We start from the raw sequence: 18008 nt of genomic DNA, 5'->3' as shown, positions 1-18008 counted from the left end.
GTCGTGACGGAGCGGAGAACGGAACCACGGTCACGCCGCCGACGCACTGACGGGCGGTCGTTCGGGACGTCAGGGGTCTGCGACGTGGGGTGCTTACGGCCAGCTACCGGCGCTTTCGAACGCGTCCGCGACCCGCTGGATGGCGACGACGTACGCGGCGGTTCGGAAGTTCGGTAGGCCCTTCTCCTCGTACGCCTCCACGAGGCGGTCGAAGGCGTCGACGACGACCCGTTCGAGTTCGTCGTTGACGCGCTCTTCGGTCCAGGCGAACCGCTGGCGGTTCTGAACCCACTCGAAGTACGAGACGGTGACGCCGCCCGCGTTCGCGAGGATGTCCGGGACGACCGTCACCTCCTTTCCGGTGAGGATGTCGTCCGCGTCGGGCGTCACCGGCCCGTTCGCCGCCTCGACGACGACGTCGGCTTCGAGGTGGGAGGCGATTTCGGTGTCGATGGCGTTCTCGAGGGCCGCCGGGACGAGGAGGTCGACGTCCATCGTGAGCAGTTCTTCGTTCGAGCGTTCCTCCTCGGCGTCGCCGTACCCGGTGACGGAACCCGTCTCTCGCTTGAACGCCTTGACGGCGCGGGCGTCGAGGCCGTCGGGGTGGAACACCGCGCCCGAGGAGTCGGAGACGGCGACGACGTTCGCCCCCTGGTCTTCGAGGAGTTTCGCGGCGACCGACCCCGCGTTCCCGTACCCCTGGATGGCGACAGTCGCGCCGGAGAGGTCCTTCCCGAGGTACGAGAACGCCTCGCGCGCGGCGAGCATCACCGACCGGCCGGTCGCCTCGACGCGACCCTCACTCCCCCCGTTGTCGATGGACTTCCCCGTGATGACGCCCGGTGCGGTGGTGTTCTCCAGTTTCTCGTAGGTGTCTTTGATCCAGTTCATCTCCCGCTGGCCGGTGTTGACGTCGGGAGCCGGGATGTCTCGGTCCGGGCCGATGAAGGGCCGGAGTTCCTTCGCGAACGCCCGTGTCACTCGCTCCAGTTCGGACTCGGAGTAGTCGCGGGGGTCGATGACGATGCCTCCCTTCCCCCCACCGTACGGGATATCGACGACGGCGCACTTGTACACCATCCACCCCGAGAGCGCCTTCACCTCGTCCCGGGAGACGTTCGGGTGGTAGCGGATGCCACCCTTGTACGGCCCGCGGTCACCGTTGAACTGCGAGCGAAAGCCCTGGAACCCCTCGAGTCGCCCGTCGTCCATCTCGACCGTCAGCGTCACCTCGAGGACGCGTTCGGGCGACTTGAACCGCGTCACGACGTCCTCGGGCACGTCGAGGAAGGCGGCGGCGTCGTCGATCTGTTCCTGGAGACTCTCGAACGGGTTCGCCTCGTCGGGCATGGTCGAACCACCGCCGGCAGCGAGAATAAGTGTGACGGAGTATATATCATACACAATACCTAAAGGAGATAATGATATCTACCTGACCACTCCTGCCGTCCGGTCCCGTCACTCCCGCTCGACGTCGAGACCCGCCGCCCGCGCCCGTTCGAGCGTCCGCTCCGCCTGCGCCACGAGCGGCGCGTCGATCATCTCCCCGTCGACGCTGAACACCCCCCGACCCTCGGCGTCGGCCGTCTCCTTCGCCTCGACGACCCGCTGCGCCCACTCGACGCGGTCCGCCGCGGGCGTGAGCGCCTCGTTGATGACCGTGACCTGCCGGGGATGGATAGCGAGTTTCCCGTCGTAGCCCAGCTGGACCGTCGTCGCCGTGTCGGCCCGGAGCCCTTCGTCGTCCTCGTAGTCGGTGTAGAGCGTGTCGATGGCGTCGATGTCGGCCGCGCGGGCGGCGACGAGGACGCGCTGGCGGGCGTACGACACCTCCTCCCCGTCGGACGTGCGAGTCGCGCCGACGGACGCGGCGAAGTCCTCCGCGCCGAAGACGAGGGCGTCGACTGCGTCGACCCGGGCGACGGCAGGGGCGTTCAGCACCCCCGCTGCCGTCTCGACGAGTGCCAGAAGCGGCAGCGACGCACCGCGCGCGGCGACGGCCTCTGCGACGCGACGTACCGCCGCGGCCGACTCGACCTTCGGGACGACCAGCGCGTCGAGTCGGGGGGACGCGTCGGCACCAGCGTCGCGCTCGAAGAGCGCCGCGAGGTCCGCGTCGACCGCACCGACACGGATGCACACCTCACAGTCGGGGTCGAAGGCGGGGTCGGTGAGCACCTCGCGGACCGCCGTCCGTGCCTCGTCCTTCCGCGGCGGTGCGACGGCGTCTTCCAGGTCGAAGACGACGGTGTCGGCCCCGGTGGTGACCGCCTTGCGGAGGAGTTCGGGTCGGTCGCCGGGCGAGAAGAGGACGCTTCGGCGGGTCATACAGGGGGAGGAGCGTGCGGCGCAAAGAAGGTTGGCCCGCGCCGTCCGACGGACCGACGTCGCGGCCGCCGGGGTGCTTTTGTCGCTCTCGGTCGTGGACGGCCCATGGTCGGCCGCTACTACGAGGAGTTCGCGGAAGGTGACCGCATCGAACACGAGAAGCGCCGGACCGTCTCCGAGGCGGACAACCAGCGCTTCTGCGACATGACGATGAACCAGCAACCGCTCCACCTCGACGCCGCGTTCGCCTCGGAGACGCAGTTCGGCGAGCGCGTCGTCAACGGCCTCTACACGATGAGCCTCGGCGTCGGCCTGACGATTCCCGAGACGACGGACGGGACCATCGTCGCGAACCTCTCGTACGACGACGTCTCCCACCCGGAGCCAGTGTTCCACGGCGACACCCTCCGGGCGGTGTCGACGGTGACGAGCAAACGGGAGACGTCGGACGGGGAACGCGGCGTCGTAACGATGCACGTGGAGGTGTTCAACCAGTCCGACGACGTCGTCTGTTCGTTCGACCGGACGGTGCTGTCGCTGAAGCGGGCGGTGGTCGAAGGGACGAACGGTGACGAGTCGGTGAGCGAGGGCTAGCGCCGCAGGACGAGACGGCGTTCTACAGTTGCAGGATGAGACTCGCGTTGATGACGCCCGCGACGAACCACGGGAGGGCGATGCCGAGTGGGACGACGGGGCGGTACCGCTTCGGGACCCAGGCGTACGCCACCAGCGCGACGGCGATGACGAGTCCCTTCATCAGTAGCATCGACTCGACGACGCCGAACATAGAGAAAAGGGCTCGCGCGACGGGGTTGCCCTCTTCGAGGCCGGCGGCGAGGCCGTAGTACGTCAACGCGACGTCGAGGACCAGTGCGACCACGACGAACGCCCAGAGCCACGCGTTCGTCGACCGAACGCGGGCGGACAGCGCCGACTGCTCCTGTGCGCTCGTCGACCTGAACTGGTCGTTTGACATCGTGTATCTGTCCTGTCTCGACGTACGACATGTACTTCAGTAGCCACCACTTACGCCGCTGAAACGTTGCACTAAACCCGCTTACGACGTGGCTAAAATAAAATGTCGAGGCTACGAATCGGCTTCCGAGGGAGAGTGGCTCAGAGGACCGTCCCGTGTTTCTTCTCCGGGAGGGACTTCTCGACGTCCTCGTAGAAGGCGAAGCGCGCGGCGAGTTCGGCCCTGAGGTCCGACGGGGGTACCACGTCGTCGACGACCACCTCGCTCGCCATCCGGTGAACGGCGATGTCGCGCCGGTACTCCTCGCGGAGTTCGGCCTCGCGTCTCGCTCGCTCCTCGTCGTCGTCGATGGCGTCGAGTTTGTTCCGGTAGACGGCGTTGATTGCCGCCTCGGGACCCATGATGGCCACCTCGCCCGAGGGGAGGCCGAGAACGCTCTCGGGGTCGTACGCCGGGCCACCCATCGCGTAGATACCGGCGCCGTACGCCTTCCGGACGACGACTGTCTGCTTCGGGACCGTCGCCGAGGACGTCGCGTAGATGAACTTCTTCCCCTCTTCGAGGATGCCCTCCTTCTCGACGGCAGAGCCCGCCATGAAGCCCGGCGTGTCACACAGGTAGAGGAGGGGGATCTCGTAGGCGTCGCAGGTCCAGATGAACTCCGCGGCCTTCGAGGCCGAGTCGGGGAAGATGGCGCCCGACCGCTGGGTGGGCTGGTTCGCGACGACCCCCACCGGGCGGCCGTCGATACGAGTGAGCGCGGTGACGATTTCGGGACCGTAGTCGGGTCTGAGTTCCAGCACCGACTCTGCGTCGACGACCCGGTCGAGGAGGTCGTGGACGTCGTACGGGCGGTTCGGCGACTCGGGGATGAGTTCGTCGATGCCGTCGGGAGAGTATTTCGGGGGGGTCGGCTCCGCGCGCGGTGGCTTCTCGCCGGCGTGGTCCGGGAGGTACGTGACGAGCTGGGCGACGAGTTCCCGGGCATGTTCCTCGTCGCGGGCGACGAGGTCGGCGCTCCCCGAGTGGCGGGCGTGGACCGCCGGGCCTCCGAGCTCCTCCATCGAGATGGCCTCGCCCGTCACCATCTCGACCATCCGGGGTGACGCGATGGCCATCGCCGACATCCCCTCGACCATGACGGTGAAGTCGGCGAACACCGGGGTGTAGGCCGCCCCCGCGATACAGGGGCCGTAGAGCACACAGATCTGTGGGACCCGGCCCGAGAGCATCGAGTGGTTGTAGTAGTACTTCCCGATGCCCTCGCGGTTGGCGAAGAAGCCCGTCTGCTCGTCGATGCGCCCCCCCGACGAGTCCATCAGGTAGAGGACCGGCTTCCCGCTCTTGAGCGCGCGCTGCTGCATCCGGAGGAACTTCTCGACGCCGCGGCGCGCCATCGACCCCGCCTTGACGGTGAAGTCGTTGGCCATGAAGTGGACGTCCCGACCCTCGAACTCGGCGGCACCCGTGAGGAGGCCGTCCGCGGGGAGGCGGATGTCGGGGTCCGCCTCCTCGATGTCGGGCGCGTCCGGGTGCCACGAGTCGAAGTTGGCGAACCGGCCGTCCTCGAAGGTGAGGTCGCCGAACCAGAGCTCCAGACGGTCACGGACGAACAGTTTGCCCTGTTCGCTCAGGCGCTCGCGGTACTTCTCGGGGCCGCCCTCGTAGATGTCCGCCAGCTCCTCGCGGAGGCGGTTCTCACGCCCGGTGGGGCCCAGGTCGTCGTCGAGCGGGTACTCCCGCTCCGGTGGGTCGGCGCTGGCGAGCACCTCCTCGCCGTCGTCGACGACCACCTCGACCGTCTCGTCGAGATGTTCGGCGAGCGCGGCCGCGATGGCGCGGGCTTCCTCCGTCGTCGCACCCTGCCCGATTCGGACCTTCATGACCGACCCTGCACCCGGGAGCGAAAAAGGTCTTGCCCCCCGACCTGTTCCGGGGCGCGAGGGTCGCCTGCGGCGACCACGCGCACCCGACAACGCCCCGAGCAAAGCGGGACGATTGTGTGAGGGTACTATCGTGGCGTGTGAGGGTGCTATCGCCGCGGATGCATCGACACTCCCGGGGAGACGCTCAGTCGACGTAATCGACGTCCTGGCGCAAGGAGCGAAGAACCCGAGAGGAGCGGGGAGACGGCTCAGCGACTCGCCGCGCGCTGAATCTCGTGAGCCAACTGGACGGCGGCGGACTCGACGTCGTCGGTGTTCTCGACGAGCGCGACCGGAGCCCCGACGGCAGTCGAGTAGTTGAACGCCGCCGTCCGACTCATCGACTGCTGGAACTCGATGCCGAGCCGGTCACCGACCCGGTAGGAGCGGTAGTCGCTGCCGCTCCGGCGCTCCCGGACGAGGTCCGGACTGGCCTCGACGAGCACGAACGCGGCGGGGTCGAGTTCGCGGAGCACCTCCGGTGGCAGGCCCGGGACGAACCCCGCGGCGGTGCTGACCACGAGGTGGGTGTTGAGGACGACGTGAGTGTCGGGATCGGCGTCGATGGCGGCGACGTACTCGCCCATCCGCCGCTGGAGTCGGCGGAGTTCCGTGGGGGGAAGTTCCGAGAGGTCGTCGCGGCTCTCGACGTTCCGGCCGCCGCCGAGCGCCTCCTCGAGCATCACGTCACCGGAGTTCAGGAGCTCGAACCGTTCGTCGAGCGACGCGACGGCGGCCTCCGTCACGCGGGAACTCCCCACGCCGGGTACCCCCGAGACGACGGTCACGCTCATCAGAAGTGCACCTCCTCGGTGTCGATGCCGCCCTGCGCGCCCCGGTCGTCGTAGTGCTTGCGGCCGATGTACTGCTCGCCCACGTTCGCCAGCACCGTGTCGTACAGTTCGTCCGCGCTCTCGAACGACGACTCGTCGGTCCGCTCGAGCACCGTCCGAATGGTCTCGGGGTCACCGTACGGGGCTTCGAGGGTCGTGTCCCCGACGGCCGCGAGCACCGTGTCGCGGTCGGCCGGGAACGTCAACTGTCGTGCGAACGCGTTCCGTGTCTCGGCGAGTCGCATACCTGTCACTCAGTAATGCACATTGTTAAACATGTGGAACCGGGCGGGAAACGCCCCGAACACGTTTTTGTTCCCGTCCGACGACCCACGAGGTATGCGCGTGCTCCTCACCGGCGCTCACGGCACCGTCGGCACGGCGCTCACCGAACGTCTCGACGACGAGTACGAGTTCACGCTCTTCGACCGACGAGCGGTGGACGAGGAGACGCCGTGGGACGGTCCGGGGACGCACCCACACGCCGGCCGCGAGACGGTCGTCGGAGACGTCGCGGACGCCGACGCGGTTCGGTCGGCGGTAGCGGGCCACGACGCCGTCGTCCACCTCGCCGGCTACCCGCGGACTGACGGCACCTGGGCCGAGGTACTGGAGAACAACGTCGTCGGGACGAGAAACGTCCTCGACGCGGGCGCCGACGCCGGGGTGGAGACAGTCGTCTTCGCCTCCTCGAACCACGCCGTCGGGGGGTACGAACGGGAACGCGCGCCCGACATCTACCACCACACCGACCTCGTCGTCGACCACACGACACCGTACCGTCCCGACTCCCCCTACGGGTCTTCGAAAGCCGCCGGCGAGGTGTTCGGACGCGAGTACGCCGAGGAGGGCGCGCTGCGGTTCGTCGCCGTTCGCATCTGCAGCGTCCGCGCGCCCCGGTACGACCACCCCTACGGCGACGCCGAGCGCGGCGTCCACGAGGGCCGGTGGGAGCGCGGGAGCGACGCCTACGAGGAACAGGTCGCGCGCATGAAGGCGATGTGGCAGTCGCGCCGCGACTGCGCGGCACTGTTCGACTGCTGTCTGGGGTTCGAGGGGGAGTACGACGTCTTCTACGGCGTCAGCGACAACGAACGCCGGTGGTTCGACGTCGACCACGCCCGCGACGTCGTCGGCTACGACCCCCGCGACGACGGCGAGGAGTGGAGCGGCCCGCCGGTGTGAGAGCGGCGGTCAAGCGAGGGACTCGACGGACTCGTCGAGCATCGACTCGAGCTGGTCGATGAGCGAGTGGTTCCCGACGTGGACCGGGACCCGCGCGTGGATGTCGTCCGTCTTCACCACGTCGAGGATGGACTTGCTGCCGTCGGAGGAGGCCCCGCCGGCCGTCTCCATGATGTACGCGACGGGGTAGCCCTCGTACTGCAGACGGAGTTTCCCCGCGGGCGCGTTCGTGAACGCGGGATACGAGAAGATGCCACCGTACGTCAGCACCTGGTTGACGTCGCCGATCATCGCCCCGCCGTACCGGAGTTTCATCGACGGGTCGCTCTCCACCTCGTCGGCGAACGCGCTGAAGTCGTCGAACCACTCGGGGACGCGGCCGCCGAACCCGTAGACCGACGGATCGTCCGGGAGCTGGACGTCCTCGGTGACCAGGTTCCGGACGCCGTTGTCGACGAGGTACTCGTCGACCTGTCCGTCGACGGCGCACATCATCGTCGAGACGGGGCCGAAGAGGACGTACGCCGCGCCGACGAGGTTCTCGCCCGTCGCCGGGAGCGGTTCGTCGTAGATGCCGACGACGGTCCCCATCGTGTTGTTCGGTTTGAGGTTCGACGAGCCGTCGAGCGGGTCGACGGTCACCGAGAAGCCCTCGCCGACGTCGTCCACGTCCGCGCGCTCCTCGCTGGCGTACTCGCCGACGCTGTCGAGCGACCCGAGGCGCGTCTGGAGCAGGTCGTCGGCGAACACGTCTGCCGCCATCTGCGTCTCGCCGCTCGGGTTCTCCGACCCGCTCTTCAGCCGGCGGCTCGGGAGCCCCGCACGGATTTCGGGGGCGGCCTCGGCGACCGTCTCGAATATCTCCTCGACCGTCGCACGCGTCTTCCCGTCCATCTCAGCTCACCCCGCCCGCGCGCCGCGCGTCGCTGTCCGCGTCGGCACCGCCGCCGAGCGCCGTCCGTGCCACCAGTCCGTCCGTGAGCCCTGCCGTAGCGTCCATGGGTTGTCAGTGTGGCAACAGCGTATATAGTTCTGGGGGAGCGCGGGATACCGAGGGGGTCTGTACCCTCGGACGAGTGGGACCCCCGGGCCGAGTCGAGTGGTACGGGCGTTCGAGGACCCGGGCGGACCGCACGACGCACGGGCGCGGTGAAAGAGCCTCACCCCTCCCCACCCGGGTGCTCGCGGCCGGAGCCGCCAGCGGCCCCTCGCGCGCCGCTCGTTCGTGTCACTCACTCGCTCCCGCGCGCCGACCGCATTCGACACATCGGCCCCCTCACACCGAGGCGGTGGCGCGTGACGTGGTGCGGTCCCGCCGCACGACTCACGCGCGAGGGATGAGGACACGACCGGAGGGAGTGTCCGAATCGGCTGGGGAGGACGTGGCTCCATCGCGCCCGTGTGTCGCGCGGCCGTCGCGTTCTCGGATACTACCGACGACACCGAACCGACCAGACGACACTGAACCTCCTGCCGACACCGAACCTCCTGCCGACACCGAACCGACCAGATGGCACACGACCGAGCGGTACGTCGACACACCGAGCACGAGACCCCCGGCGAACCGCACCGAAACGCGCCCACCGACGACCGACCACACCGACCACACCGACCACACCGACGCCAGCCTTACAACACCCCCGGGTCTGGTGGGAGATATGCGAACGCTCGAAGACGTCGAGACGGTCGGGATCGTCGGCGCGGGAACGATGGGCAACGGTATCGCACAGGTCGCCGCCACGGCCGGCTACGACGTCGTCATGCGCGACATCGAGAGCGAGTTCGTCGAGCGCGGCTTCGACAGCATCGACAGTTCACTCTCGCGGCTCGTGAAGAAAGAACAGCTCTCGGAGGACGAAGCCGACGCCGCACTCGACCGCATCACCGGCACGACGGAGTTCGACGACCTCGGACGCGCGGACCTCGTCGTCGAGGCCGCGGTGGAGAACATGGACGTCAAGAAGGACGTCTTCGCCGACCTCGACGACCTCCTCCCCGCGGGTGTGGTGCTGGCGACCAACACCTCCACGCTCTCGATCACCTCCATCGCGGCCGCCACGGAGCGACCCGAGCACGTCGTCGGCCTGCACTTCATGAACCCCGTCCCCGTGATGAAGGGTGTCGAGGTCGTCCGGGGCGAACTCACGAGCGACGCCGCCGTCGACCTCGCCCACGGCTTCGCCGAGTCGCTCGAGAAGGAGACGTGGGAGTCCGACGACAAGCCGGGCTTCGTCACCAATCGGATACTCATGCCGTGGCTCAACGAGGGGATCCGGGCGTACGACGAGGGCGTCGCCTCGAAGGAGGACATCGACAAGGGGATGACCCTCGGTACGAACGTCCCGATGGGACCGCTCACGCTGGCCGACCACATCGGTCTCGACGTCTGTCTGCACGCCTCGGAGACGCTCTACGACGAACTGGGCGACCGCTACAAGCCCGCCTACCTGTTGAAGCGGAAGGTCGAGGCCGGCGAACTGGGCAAGAAGAGCGGCAGCGGCTTCTACGACTACGAGTAACTCCCGTCTCGCGTCGCTGTTTCTCGTGTTCTGATGCTCTCGCTGGAAGTGTCGGCAGCTGAGACGAACAGCGTGCGGACAGGGGAGTCTCTCTTCGAACGGCTTCGGTCTCTCAGGCTGAACTAACTGCGCGGTAACGGGTGCGAAGTCGACAGGTGACTTTCCGGGTTTCGACCGGTACAGGGTCCGAAGCTCCAGTACGACCCTCGGACGAGCAGGTGAATGTACGGAACCGTTTTATCTTAGTGTGACGATATGGGTGACACCGACTCGGTCCAGCGTCGGTTCGAATTAATGACAGAGAAATGCCCCGCTAAGGGGGGTGACCCAGACGTGTTTGCTAGATGCGCCGATTGCGGAAAGATCTATCCGGCTCAAGAGACCACAAACGGGAGTTATCGCCCGATCGGGACCGACGGCTCCTGCAACTGTGGTAACGAAGAATTCAGACCCGCTCTCTGAGACGGACGTATCCGCCGACTCGATTGGTTCGCCGTCAGGGTAACTCAGCACCACTCCGTGCCCGGCGCTGAGCAGTTCGAGCGGCTCACATTGAGGACGGAACCGATGGACGATACGTGATGCGGCACGGCGTGGAAGTCCCTCTCACCCGAGCGTTCTAGCGGGGACGGACACGCGAGATTCGGCGAGGGTGTCGCACCCTTCGGGTTTCCCCTCTGTCCCGACTTCAAGACAGTTACACTGACTGGGTGGCGCAGCCGACAGCTGCCATCGTCGACGTCGGGTCGGCGTCACCCTGTGGGTCCGGAAATCGGCAGGTTCGCGTCACCGCTGTGATAGAGCGGGTGAGCGTGAAGACGCCCCGCGAGTCGGCCCGCCCGCATGAATTATAACGCTGTCATCGCATGGGGAAAGCGAGGAACATCACGATGCCATTCTACAGTGGGGCCGAACTCGACGCAGTGTACGACGACGCGCTCGACGAGGGGTTCGGACTCGTCGCGAGCAACGTCGCAGAGCCGAACGTCATGATGGGACTGATGGAAGGGGCCTCGCAGGCGAACTCCGACCTGCTGCTCCAACTCAGCGGGGGCGCCTGCAAGTTCGCCGGGAACGGCGACCCCGTCGCGGGGCTGAAGGCGATGGGCAACTACATCGAGGTCATCGCCGAGCAGTACGACATCGGCGTCTTCCTCAACATGGACCACCAGACGGACATGGAGTTCATCGAGACGCAAATCGACCTCGACATCCCCTCTTCCATCATGATCGACGCCTCCCACGAGCCGTTCGAGGAGAACGTCGAGACCAGTCGGCAGGTCGTCGAGATGATCGAGGACGCCGGCCGCGACATCCTCGTCGAGGCCGAACTGGGCCGCATCAAGGGCGTCGAGGACGAAATCGTCTCCGAGGAGGCGTTCTACACCGACCCCGAAGAGGCCGTCGAGTTCGTCGACCGGACCGGCTGTGACCTCCTCGCCATCTCGGTCGGCACCCAGCACGGCGTCGCGAAGGGGAAGAACCTCGAACTGCGCCCGGACATCGCCCAGGACATCCGGCAGGAACTCCGCGACCACGGCCTCGACACGCCGCTCGTCCTCCACGGCTCGTCGGGCATCCTCCCCGAGCAGCTCCGGCAGATGCTCCAGTACGGCATCTGTAAGGTGAACAAGGACACCCGCTACCAGTACGAGTACACGCGGACGCTGTTCGACCTCTACCGCGAGGACCCGACGAACATCGTCCCGCCCGAGGGCGTCGAGGACGACCGTGACGGCTTCTACAACGCGGTCGACTGGTCGCCGAACAAGGACGTCTTCGACCCACGCGTCGGCGGCCGCGACGTCCGCGAGCGCATCTCTAAGGTCCACCAGGACCTCGCCGAAATCGCCGGGAGCGCGGGGAAGAGCAAGTACGCCTGAGCGAAACGGGGTCGGCGGTCAGCGTCGTAGACGCCACCACCCGCTCCCGTCCGTGTTCTCGCCGCCAGCTACCACGTACACGTCTCACAGCGGTCGAGCTCCGACAGCGCGTCGGAGTCGACGGTCCGCTCCTCGTCGACCACAGCGACGTCGGCGTACGAACAGCCGAGGATGTCCGTGCGGTGCCAGGTGCCGTCGGTTCGGATGAGCGTGAGGTCGCTCATACGTGTCACTCCACTGGCTATCGTCTTGGGTTTAACGCCGGTCTCCGTTCTCCCGACCCGTGGTCGACGGCCGACCACACCACCGGCCGTCGGACGGTTCTCACGTCTGAGAGCCGGTGGGTGAGCTTAAACAGGCAGGCCCGACTGCCACGCGTATGATACGCGTCAGCGGCCTCCGGAAGTCCTACGGCGACTTTCCCGCCGTGGTCGGCAGCGACTTCGAGGTCGACACCGGCGAGATATTCGGCATCGTCGGCCCCAACGGAGCGGGCAAGACGACGACGCTGAAGATGCTCGCTGGACTCGTCGAGCCCTCGGGGGGGACGGCCCGGGTGGGTGCGTACGACGCCGGTGACCCCGAGATGCGCCGCTCGCTCGGCTTCCTCCCGGAGGAGTCGCCGCTGTACGAGGACATGACGCCGCGGTCCTACCTGCGGTTCTTCGCGGACCTCTACGACGTCCCCCGCGACGTCGCGCGCGAGCGCACCGAGGAGACGCTCGATCGTCTCGAACTCGAACACCGCGAGCGCCGCCTGGGCGACATGTCGAAGGGGATGAAGCGGAAGGTGGCCATCGCGCGTTCGCTCGTGAACGACCCGGACCTCCTCGTCTACGACGAACCCGCCTCGGGGCTGGACCCGCTCACGACCAACTACGTCCTGCAGTTCACGCGCGAACTCGCCGACCGGGGCAAGACGGTGGTGTTCTCGGCGCACAACCTCTATCACGTCGAGAGCGTCTGCGACCGGGTCGTCATCATGAACCGCGGCCAGATCGTCGCCCGCGGGACCGTCCCCGAAATCAGGGCGGAACACGGCTCGACGGCGTACCACGTGTTCACGACCGTTCCGCTCCCCGACAGCGACCCCGCCGGCGACGAGTACGTCAGCCTCGTCGACGACATGGCCGGAGTCGAGACGGTCCGCGAGGCCACTGCCGACGCGGGGGGGCAGGTCGTCGACATCCGGACCGAGGAGCCCAGTCTGGAGGACCTCTTCCTCGACATCGCTGGGCGCGAACTGGCGTCGGACCCGCGCGCGGAGGCGACTCGGTGAGCCCGCGGCTGAGACCACGGGCCGTCGCCCGCATCGCACGCTGGGAGGTGAGCCGGTCGGCGGCCGTCGTCGACCGCCGGACCGTCGTCATGGGCCTCGTCGCCATCGCCATCGTCGGGAGCGTCGTCGGCGCCGGCGTCCTCACGGGAGGTGTCGCGCTCGACCGGGACCTCTACCGCGTCGGCGTCGACGAGTCGAGTCCGTACTACGACCCGGTCGCGTCGAGTACGTCGCTCGCGGCAGAGCCGGCCAGCGCGGCCGCGTTCGCCGCGGGCGACCTGGACCTGCTCGTCACGGACGGCAGAGTCGTCGTCCGGGAGACGACCAAGGGAGAGGCCGCACTGGCGGCGTTCCGCGCGAGCGTCGAACGTCACAACGCCGGGCTGATGCGCGCCGAGGCGAACCAGTCGGCCGCCTTCCCCGTCGTGGTCGCGCTCACCTACGCGACGCGCGAGGACGTCGTCGTGACCGCGCCGACGGGCGGTGACGACGGGACCACCGAGAGCGACGGGGGGAGCGGAGCGGCGGGCGGCGGAGGCGGCGGAGACGCCACCGGGGGCACGGGAGGCGGCGCCGCGTCGACGGGCGACGGGCCGCTCGCGATTCCGGGCATCGGCACCAGCGTCTTCGCGCAGAACTCCGTCGGCTCGCCGGCCGACATCGACCCGCCGTTCCCGTTCGGGTCGCTCGTCCTCGCCTTCGTCTTCTTGGTCCCGATGAACTTCGTCATCCAAGCGTACGGCTCGACCGTCCTCAACGAGCGCGTCAACCGGCGGGGGGAACTCCTCCTCGTCGCGCCGGTCACGCCCGGTGACATCGTCGCCGGGAAGACGCTCCCCTACCTGGGGGCGATGGTCGCGGTGACGGCGCTCATCGCGCTCCTCGTCGGGGGCGGCCTCGTCTCCGTCGCCGCCGTCGTCCCGCTCGCGCTCCTGTTCCTCGCGACGACGTTCGTCGGCGCGATGTTCGCCCGGTCGTTCAAGGAACTCACGTTCGTGACCGTCACGGTGAGCGTGTTCCTCACCTCCTACGCGTTCGTCCCGGCCATCTTCACGAACGTGACGCCCATCGCGCTCATCTCGCCGCTGTCGCTCGTCGTCCGGGACCTCCAGGGAACCGGCGTCGACCTCTCCGCCTACCTGTTCTCGACGGGCCCCATCTACCTCTCTGCGGCTGTACTGTTCCTCCTCGGCCTCGGCGTCTACCGCGAGGAGGACATGTTCACCCAGCGGCCGGTCCCGCTGAAGTTCCTCGACGCGCTCGACGCGCGGCTGTCGGGGACGGCGTCGGTCGCGCTCGTCTCCGCGCTCTCGATCCCCTTCGTCTTCGTCGCCGAACTCCTCGGCGTGGCCGTCCTCTTCGCGCTCCCGGTCTCGGTGTCGATTCCGGTCATCCTCGTAGTGGTCGCAACCGTCGAGGAAATCGCGAAGAGCCTCCACGTGCTGGCGGGCTTCGAGAAGGGGCGGTTCGCCACGTCGGCCGGGAGCGCGCTCGCGGTGGGGGCGGCCTCCGGCGTGGGCTTCTTCGCCGGCGAGAAGGCGACGGCCGTCGTCCAGCTCGTCGGCCTGCCCGAACTCGCGGTGGGCCGGGCGGCGTTCGCGCCCGCCGGGACCGTCGGTGTGGAGGTGCTCCCCCTCGCGCTCGCCCTCCTGGCGGCACCGCTCGTTCTCCACGTCGTGACGGCGTCGCTGTCGGCGCTCGGTGCCCGACGGGGGGTCCGGGGCTACCTGCTCGGCCTGGGGACGGCCATCTGCGTCCACACGGTGTACAACCTCACGGTGGTGACGCTCCTTGGCTGACGGCTCGCTCACCATCGCTCGCCGGGAGTTGCAGGTGCTGAAGGCCGAGAAGACCATCGTCCTCGCGTTGCTCATCCAGGTGTTCATCGCCGCCTTCTCGTCGTTCCTCGTGGTCGGTCTCGTCTCCCTGTACGACCCCGGGAGCGTCCAGGGCTACCAGGTCGACGTCGCGCTCGCCGGCACCGACAGCGAGGCGCGCGAACTCCTCGCCGTGATGAACGACCAGCCCGGCGTGCGACCGGTCCCCTACGAGACACAGGAAGCCGCGCTCGCCGCGTTCGAAGAGGGCGACGTCGGGGCCGTCCTCGTGGCCCAGCGGCGCGACGGCCGGACCTTCGTCCGCGCGACGGTCCCCGATTCGAACATCGAGACGACGGTCACCGTCGTGCAGGTTCGCGAGGTGCTCCGGGCCTTCGAACGCGCCGAGCGTGCCGAGCGGGCGACGTCGCTCGAACGGACGCCGCTCGACCTTCCGCCGCAGGGGACGTCGAGTCCGTACTTCGGCTTCACCTACACCGTCCTCGTCCCCCTCCTGCTGTTCCTCCCGGTGTTCATCAGCGGGTCGCTCGCCGTCGACTCGCTCACCGAGGAGCGCGACCGGGGGACGCTGGAACTGCTCCGGGTGGCTCCGGTCTCCTTCGGCGACATCGTCGACGGCAAACTGCTCGCCGCCGCGGGGCTGGCACCCGCACAGGCCGCGCTCTGGATTACACTCCTCCGGGCGAACGGTACGAGCGTCGCACACCCGTTCCTCTTGGTCGCGTTCGTCGGGTCGCTCGCGGTGCTCGTGGTATCTCTCGCCCTCGCGATCGCCATCGTCGCCCCCGACCGACGGACCGCACAACTGCTCTACTCCGTCGCCGTCCTCCTCGTCTTCGGCGGGACGGCGGTCCTCCCGGTGAACCCGGCGAACACGGCCGCGCGACTCGCAATCGACAGCGCCGACCCGACGAGCGCCGCAACCGTCGTGGCCGTCGCCGCCGTCGGCGTCTGTGCGTACCTCGGGCTCCGGTGGCTGACCCGACGGGTCGACCCCGCGACGCTCGGCTGACGGCTGCGAGCGGACAAGCGGAACGCACACAAGGGCGGCGGTCACACGCTATCGTATGGGAATCGGCGGAACCGCGAAGAAACTCCAGAAAGTCGCGGAGATGGGTGAAGAGCTGTACAAACGGATCAACGACCTCCGGGCGCAGGTCGCGGAGATGCGCGAGACGGTCACCGCGACGCACGAACGGGTCGACCGCCTCGAGAACGAGGTGGCCGAACAGCGCGCTATCCTCCAGGCGCTCGCCGAGCGTGAGGGCATCGACGTCGACGCGATCATCGCCGAGGCACACATCTCCGAGGCCGAGAGCGAGACAGCGACCGACGACGCCGACGCGGACGGAGAGGCCGCTACCGACGCCAGCGGTGCGACCGGCGACGTCTCGACGGATTCGTCGGACTCGGCTGGCTCGACGGATTCGACGGATCCGACGGATTCGTCGGACGACCCGACGGTGTGAGGGAGCGCTCAGCCGAGCAGTCGGCTGTGTTCGACCTTCATGCACTTGTCCTGGACGACGTCGAGCCCGGCGTCCTCCGCGCGCGACGCCGCCTCGTCGTCGCGGATGCCGAGCTGGAGCCAGACCGCCGCCACGTCGCCGCGGTCGTCGCGGCGCGCCAGCACCTGGTCGACGATACCGCCGACCTCCGAACTCGGCCGGAACACGTCGACGAGTTCGACGTCGTCCGGGACGTCGGCGAGCCGGTCGTACGCCGGTTCGCCGAGTATCTCGTCCGCGGTCGGGTTCACGGGGACGACGCGGTAGCCGTGTCGCTGGAGGTACTTCGGAATCTCGTGTGCGGCCTTGCCCGGCGTGCTCGAACAGCCGATGACGGCGACCGGCGTCATGTCGAGGAGACGTCGCAGGCCGTCGTCGCTGGTGACTGGCATGGCGGGAGAGAGTGCGGCGAAGGCTAAAAACGAACGGCCGTTCGACGCCGGTCGGACCCGGGCGTCGTGGCCTCGAGTCGGGGCGCGGCCCCGACCCCCTACGGGAGGCGCACCGTCGGTTCGCCGTCCTCGTGCGTGGTGATGATGCCGTCGAACAGTTGCTTGAGCGTGTTCATCGTCTGGTCGTCGTGCGCCGTCGAGTCGATGGAGAACAGGCCGAGTCCGTCGATACTCTGGACGCGCCCGGTGAAGACGTGGAGGAACCGGAACACGGTCTGGAGGTCCGAGTACATCAACAGCGTCGACAGCGAGTGGAGCATGACACGGTTCCGTTCGAGGCCCTGGGTCTGGTAGTAGTTCTCCAGCACCTCTGAGAACTTGATACCGATACCGGTCATATCGACGGGTGACGCGGCGAACTTGACGTGTTCGGTCTCGGAGGCCTCGTTCCCTCCCATCTGTTTGGTGACGCAGTCGATGACGGTGAAGGGCTTGTCTTCGATGTCGAATCGAGGCTCGAACTCGCCCAGCACGCGCTTCGCACTGTCCTTCGTGCTCACGACGACTGCTCCCTCACCCGCCTCGATGCCGCCGGCGATGACGTCGAATCCGAGCGCCCGCTTGCCGGTCAGGGGCGGTCCCGCCAGAAGGATGTTCGTTCCGGGTTGCACCGTCGCGTCGAGTGCAGGTGAGAGGTCATACATGAGAGACCTCCCGGACAGTCAGTCCCGTGGGTAGAGAGACGCTTGGACGACGGGTCGACTCTCCGGGAGTCATCAGGTGGTACCAAGATACAGTGTGCCGGTAATATTCTTTTTGATTCCCTTACCAGTCGTCAGTCCGGCGTACGGGATTGTCTCGCACCGTGACTGGTGGACGGTGTCGTCGTAGTCGGTCGATTCGTCGGCCTGGCCGTCGGTCTCGAAAGTCGTGTCACTCGGCGAGAACGGGTCGGTCAGTCGGCCTGACCACATGCGCGAAACCACGAAGTTTAACAGGGCGTGTCTCGCTACGTTCGGGTACGGGCGCTTAGCTCAGTTTGGACAGAGTGCTTGGCTTCGGACCAAGTTGTCGCGGGTTCAAATCCTGCAGCGCCCATCTTGCCGCATAACACCTAGGAATCAACAGAGGGCGGCGGGGTGTATTTAAACACAACTCCTCTCGTAGAGCAGAGTTCGTTATGCCGCATCATCCGGGTCTCCTCCGTTGTGCGATTTGCTGGAGTCAAGGTTACCACGAATCATTATAAAGGTACTGTTGATAAACTCTTCGCCGACGTCGTCGCGCACGACCGCCACCCGGAGTTCCGGACGAGGAGTCTGGCGACGGCGTCCGACGCACG

At 67.6% G+C, this 18008-nt stretch carries 18 protein-coding genes and 1 tRNA gene; 9 read left to right on the top strand and 10 right to left on the bottom strand.

The genetic code is table 11. The features are described 5' to 3' along the window. Window positions 1-93 precede the first annotated feature (93 nt). The gene (locus ACESK5_RS09990) at window positions 94-1350 is read right to left on the bottom strand and encodes a Glu/Leu/Phe/Val dehydrogenase (protein ID WP_372911417.1); all 1257 of its coding nucleotides are present in this window, start codon (window positions 1348-1350) and stop codon (window positions 94-96) included. A gap of 108 nt (window positions 1351-1458) precedes the next feature. Next, a complete protein-coding gene (locus ACESK5_RS09985; RefSeq protein WP_372911416.1) occupies window positions 1459-2328 on the bottom strand; it encodes a CoA ester lyase in 870 nt (289 codons plus the stop codon). A 105-nt stretch (window positions 2329-2433) separates the two neighbouring features. Here ACESK5_RS09985 and ACESK5_RS09980 point away from each other — a divergent pair, with 105 nt between their 5' ends. Further along, window positions 2434-2922: a MaoC family dehydratase gene (locus ACESK5_RS09980; RefSeq protein WP_372911415.1), complete on the top strand. Its 489-nt coding sequence runs from the start codon at window positions 2434-2436 to the stop codon at window positions 2920-2922. 22 nt (window positions 2923-2944) lie between these two features. Here the strand turns inward: ACESK5_RS09980 and ACESK5_RS09975 are convergent, their stop codons facing one another. The 4 genes from ACESK5_RS09975 to ACESK5_RS09960 all read right to left on the bottom strand — a co-directional run bounded on the left by ACESK5_RS09975 (window position 2945) and on the right by ACESK5_RS09960 (window position 6307). Further along, entirely contained in the window at window positions 2945-3304 is a 360-nt protein-coding gene (locus tag ACESK5_RS09975) for a DUF5658 family protein (protein ID WP_372911414.1), read from the bottom strand. 140 nt (window positions 3305-3444) lie between these two features. After that, the gene (locus tag ACESK5_RS09970; RefSeq protein WP_372911413.1) at window positions 3445-5187 is read right to left on the bottom strand and encodes an acyl-CoA carboxylase subunit beta; all 1743 of its coding nucleotides are present in this window, start codon (window positions 5185-5187) and stop codon (window positions 3445-3447) included. Between the two features lie 251 nt (window positions 5188-5438). Then, window positions 5439-6023, bottom strand: coding sequence for an adenylate kinase (locus ACESK5_RS09965; RefSeq protein ID WP_372911412.1), 585 nt, complete (start codon window positions 6021-6023; stop codon window positions 5439-5441). Then, on the bottom strand, window positions 6023-6307 hold the full coding sequence (locus tag ACESK5_RS09960; RefSeq protein ID WP_372911411.1) for a DUF5789 family protein: 285 nt from the start codon (window positions 6305-6307) through the stop codon (window positions 6023-6025). Before ACESK5_RS09960 ends, ACESK5_RS09965 begins: the two co-directional genes overlap by 1 nt. A 94-nt stretch (window positions 6308-6401) precedes the next feature. Here ACESK5_RS09960 and ACESK5_RS09955 point away from each other — a divergent pair, with 94 nt between their 5' ends. Next, window positions 6402-7247, top strand: a complete 846-nt coding sequence (locus ACESK5_RS09955; protein WP_372911410.1) for an NAD-dependent epimerase/dehydratase family protein — start codon at window positions 6402-6404, stop codon at window positions 7245-7247. Window positions 7248-7256: 9 nt separating this feature from the next. Here ACESK5_RS09955 and ACESK5_RS09950 read toward each other — a convergent pair whose 3' ends face one another. Next, entirely contained in the window at window positions 7257-8141 is an 885-nt protein-coding gene (locus ACESK5_RS09950; RefSeq protein ID WP_372911409.1) for a class 1 fructose-bisphosphatase, read from the bottom strand. A 764-nt stretch (window positions 8142-8905) separates the two neighbouring features. On the opposite strand from ACESK5_RS09950, the gene ACESK5_RS09945 reads away from it, so the two are divergent. Both ACESK5_RS09945 and fba read left to right on the top strand, forming a co-directional pair. Further along, window positions 8906-9766 carry a 3-hydroxyacyl-CoA dehydrogenase family protein gene (locus ACESK5_RS09945; RefSeq protein ID WP_372911408.1) on the top strand — a complete coding sequence of 287 codons (861 nt, stop codon included), beginning with the start codon at window positions 8906-8908 and terminating at the stop codon, window positions 9764-9766. Between the two features lie 890 nt (window positions 9767-10656). Beyond that, window positions 10657-11649 carry a class II fructose-bisphosphate aldolase gene (gene fba / locus ACESK5_RS09940; protein ID WP_372911407.1) on the top strand — a complete coding sequence of 331 codons (993 nt, stop codon included), beginning with the start codon at window positions 10657-10659 and terminating at the stop codon, window positions 11647-11649. A 68-nt stretch (window positions 11650-11717) separates the two neighbouring features. On the opposite strand, the gene ACESK5_RS09935 is transcribed toward fba, so the two are convergent. Further along, window positions 11718-11873, bottom strand: a complete 156-nt coding sequence (locus tag ACESK5_RS09935) for a hypothetical protein (protein WP_372911406.1) — start codon at window positions 11871-11873, stop codon at window positions 11718-11720. A gap of 155 nt (window positions 11874-12028) precedes the next feature. On the opposite strand from ACESK5_RS09935, the gene ACESK5_RS09930 reads away from it, so the two are divergent. From ACESK5_RS09930 to ACESK5_RS09915, 4 genes are read left to right on the top strand one after another with little or no spacing between them, the layout of a single operon-like run. After that, window positions 12029-12928, top strand: a complete 900-nt coding sequence (locus tag ACESK5_RS09930) for an ATP-binding cassette domain-containing protein (RefSeq protein ID WP_372911405.1) — start codon at window positions 12029-12031, stop codon at window positions 12926-12928. After that, a complete protein-coding gene (locus ACESK5_RS09925; protein WP_372911404.1) occupies window positions 12925-14727 on the top strand; it encodes an ABC transporter permease in 1803 nt (600 codons plus the stop codon). The genes ACESK5_RS09930 and ACESK5_RS09925 overlap by 4 nt, the downstream gene beginning before the upstream one ends. Next, window positions 14720-15778 (top strand): ABC transporter permease, encoded by a 1059-nt coding sequence (locus ACESK5_RS09920; protein WP_372911403.1) that lies wholly within the window; start codon window positions 14720-14722, stop codon window positions 15776-15778. The genes ACESK5_RS09925 and ACESK5_RS09920 overlap by 8 nt, the downstream gene beginning before the upstream one ends. Window positions 15779-15833: 55 nt before the next feature. Beyond that, on the top strand, window positions 15834-16235 hold the full coding sequence (locus ACESK5_RS09915; protein WP_372911402.1) for a DUF5798 family protein: 402 nt from the start codon (window positions 15834-15836) through the stop codon (window positions 16233-16235). 8 nt (window positions 16236-16243) lie between these two features. Here the strand turns inward: ACESK5_RS09915 and ACESK5_RS09910 are convergent, their stop codons facing one another. Both ACESK5_RS09910 and ACESK5_RS09905 read right to left on the bottom strand, forming a co-directional pair. Next, the gene (locus tag ACESK5_RS09910) at window positions 16244-16666 is read right to left on the bottom strand and encodes a CoA-binding protein (RefSeq protein WP_372911401.1); all 423 of its coding nucleotides are present in this window, start codon (window positions 16664-16666) and stop codon (window positions 16244-16246) included. Between the two features lie 98 nt (window positions 16667-16764). Further along, complete coding sequence (locus ACESK5_RS09905) at window positions 16765-17370, bottom strand: RAD55 family ATPase (protein WP_372911400.1); 606 nt, start codon at window positions 17368-17370, stop codon at window positions 16765-16767. Between the two features lie 319 nt (window positions 17371-17689). Between ACESK5_RS09905 and ACESK5_RS09900 the strand changes: the two genes are divergently transcribed. After that, window positions 17690-17764: transfer RNA gene (locus ACESK5_RS09900), tRNA-Arg, on the top strand. Window positions 17765-18008: the final 244 nt, after the last annotated feature.

The sequence above is a fragment of the Salinigranum sp. genome (assembly GCF_041641895.1).
In the GTDB taxonomy this organism is placed as follows: domain Archaea; phylum Halobacteriota; class Halobacteria; order Halobacteriales; family Haloferacaceae; genus Salinigranum.
The sequence above is the reverse complement of the archived record's forward strand: the minus strand, read 5'-3'. Positions and strand labels throughout refer to the sequence as shown.

Coding starts and splice junctions, on each gene's coding strand:
- ACESK5_RS09990 (WP_372911417.1), bottom strand. CDS start 1,350: ATGCCCGACGAGGCGAACCCGTTCGAGAGTCTCCAGGAACAGATCGAC.
- ACESK5_RS09985 (WP_372911416.1), bottom strand. CDS start 2,328: ATGACCCGCCGAAGCGTCCTCTTCTCGCCCGGCGACCGACCCGAACTC.
- ACESK5_RS09980 (WP_372911415.1), top strand. CDS start 2,434: ATGGTCGGCCGCTACTACGAGGAGTTCGCGGAAGGTGACCGCATCGAA.
- ACESK5_RS09975 (WP_372911414.1), bottom strand. CDS start 3,304: ATGTCAAACGACCAGTTCAGGTCGACGAGCGCACAGGAGCAGTCGGCG.
- ACESK5_RS09970 (WP_372911413.1), bottom strand. CDS start 5,187: ATGAAGGTCCGAATCGGGCAGGGTGCGACGACGGAGGAAGCCCGCGCC.
- ACESK5_RS09965 (WP_372911412.1), bottom strand. CDS start 6,023: ATGAGCGTGACCGTCGTCTCGGGGGTACCCGGCGTGGGGAGTTCCCGC.
- ACESK5_RS09960 (WP_372911411.1), bottom strand. CDS start 6,307: ATGCGACTCGCCGAGACACGGAACGCGTTCGCACGACAGTTGACGTTC.
- ACESK5_RS09955 (WP_372911410.1), top strand. CDS start 6,402: ATGCGCGTGCTCCTCACCGGCGCTCACGGCACCGTCGGCACGGCGCTC.
- ACESK5_RS09950 (WP_372911409.1), bottom strand. CDS start 8,141: ATGGACGGGAAGACGCGTGCGACGGTCGAGGAGATATTCGAGACGGTC.
- ACESK5_RS09945 (WP_372911408.1), top strand. CDS start 8,906: ATGCGAACGCTCGAAGACGTCGAGACGGTCGGGATCGTCGGCGCGGGA.
- fba (WP_372911407.1), top strand. CDS start 10,657: ATGCCATTCTACAGTGGGGCCGAACTCGACGCAGTGTACGACGACGCG.
- ACESK5_RS09935 (WP_372911406.1), bottom strand. CDS start 11,873: ATGAGCGACCTCACGCTCATCCGAACCGACGGCACCTGGCACCGCACG.
- ACESK5_RS09930 (WP_372911405.1), top strand. CDS start 12,029: ATGATACGCGTCAGCGGCCTCCGGAAGTCCTACGGCGACTTTCCCGCC.
- ACESK5_RS09915 (WP_372911402.1), top strand. CDS start 15,834: ATGGGAATCGGCGGAACCGCGAAGAAACTCCAGAAAGTCGCGGAGATG.
- ACESK5_RS09910 (WP_372911401.1), bottom strand. CDS start 16,666: ATGCCAGTCACCAGCGACGACGGCCTGCGACGTCTCCTCGACATGACG.
- ACESK5_RS09905 (WP_372911400.1), bottom strand. CDS start 17,370: ATGTATGACCTCTCACCTGCACTCGACGCGACGGTGCAACCCGGAACG.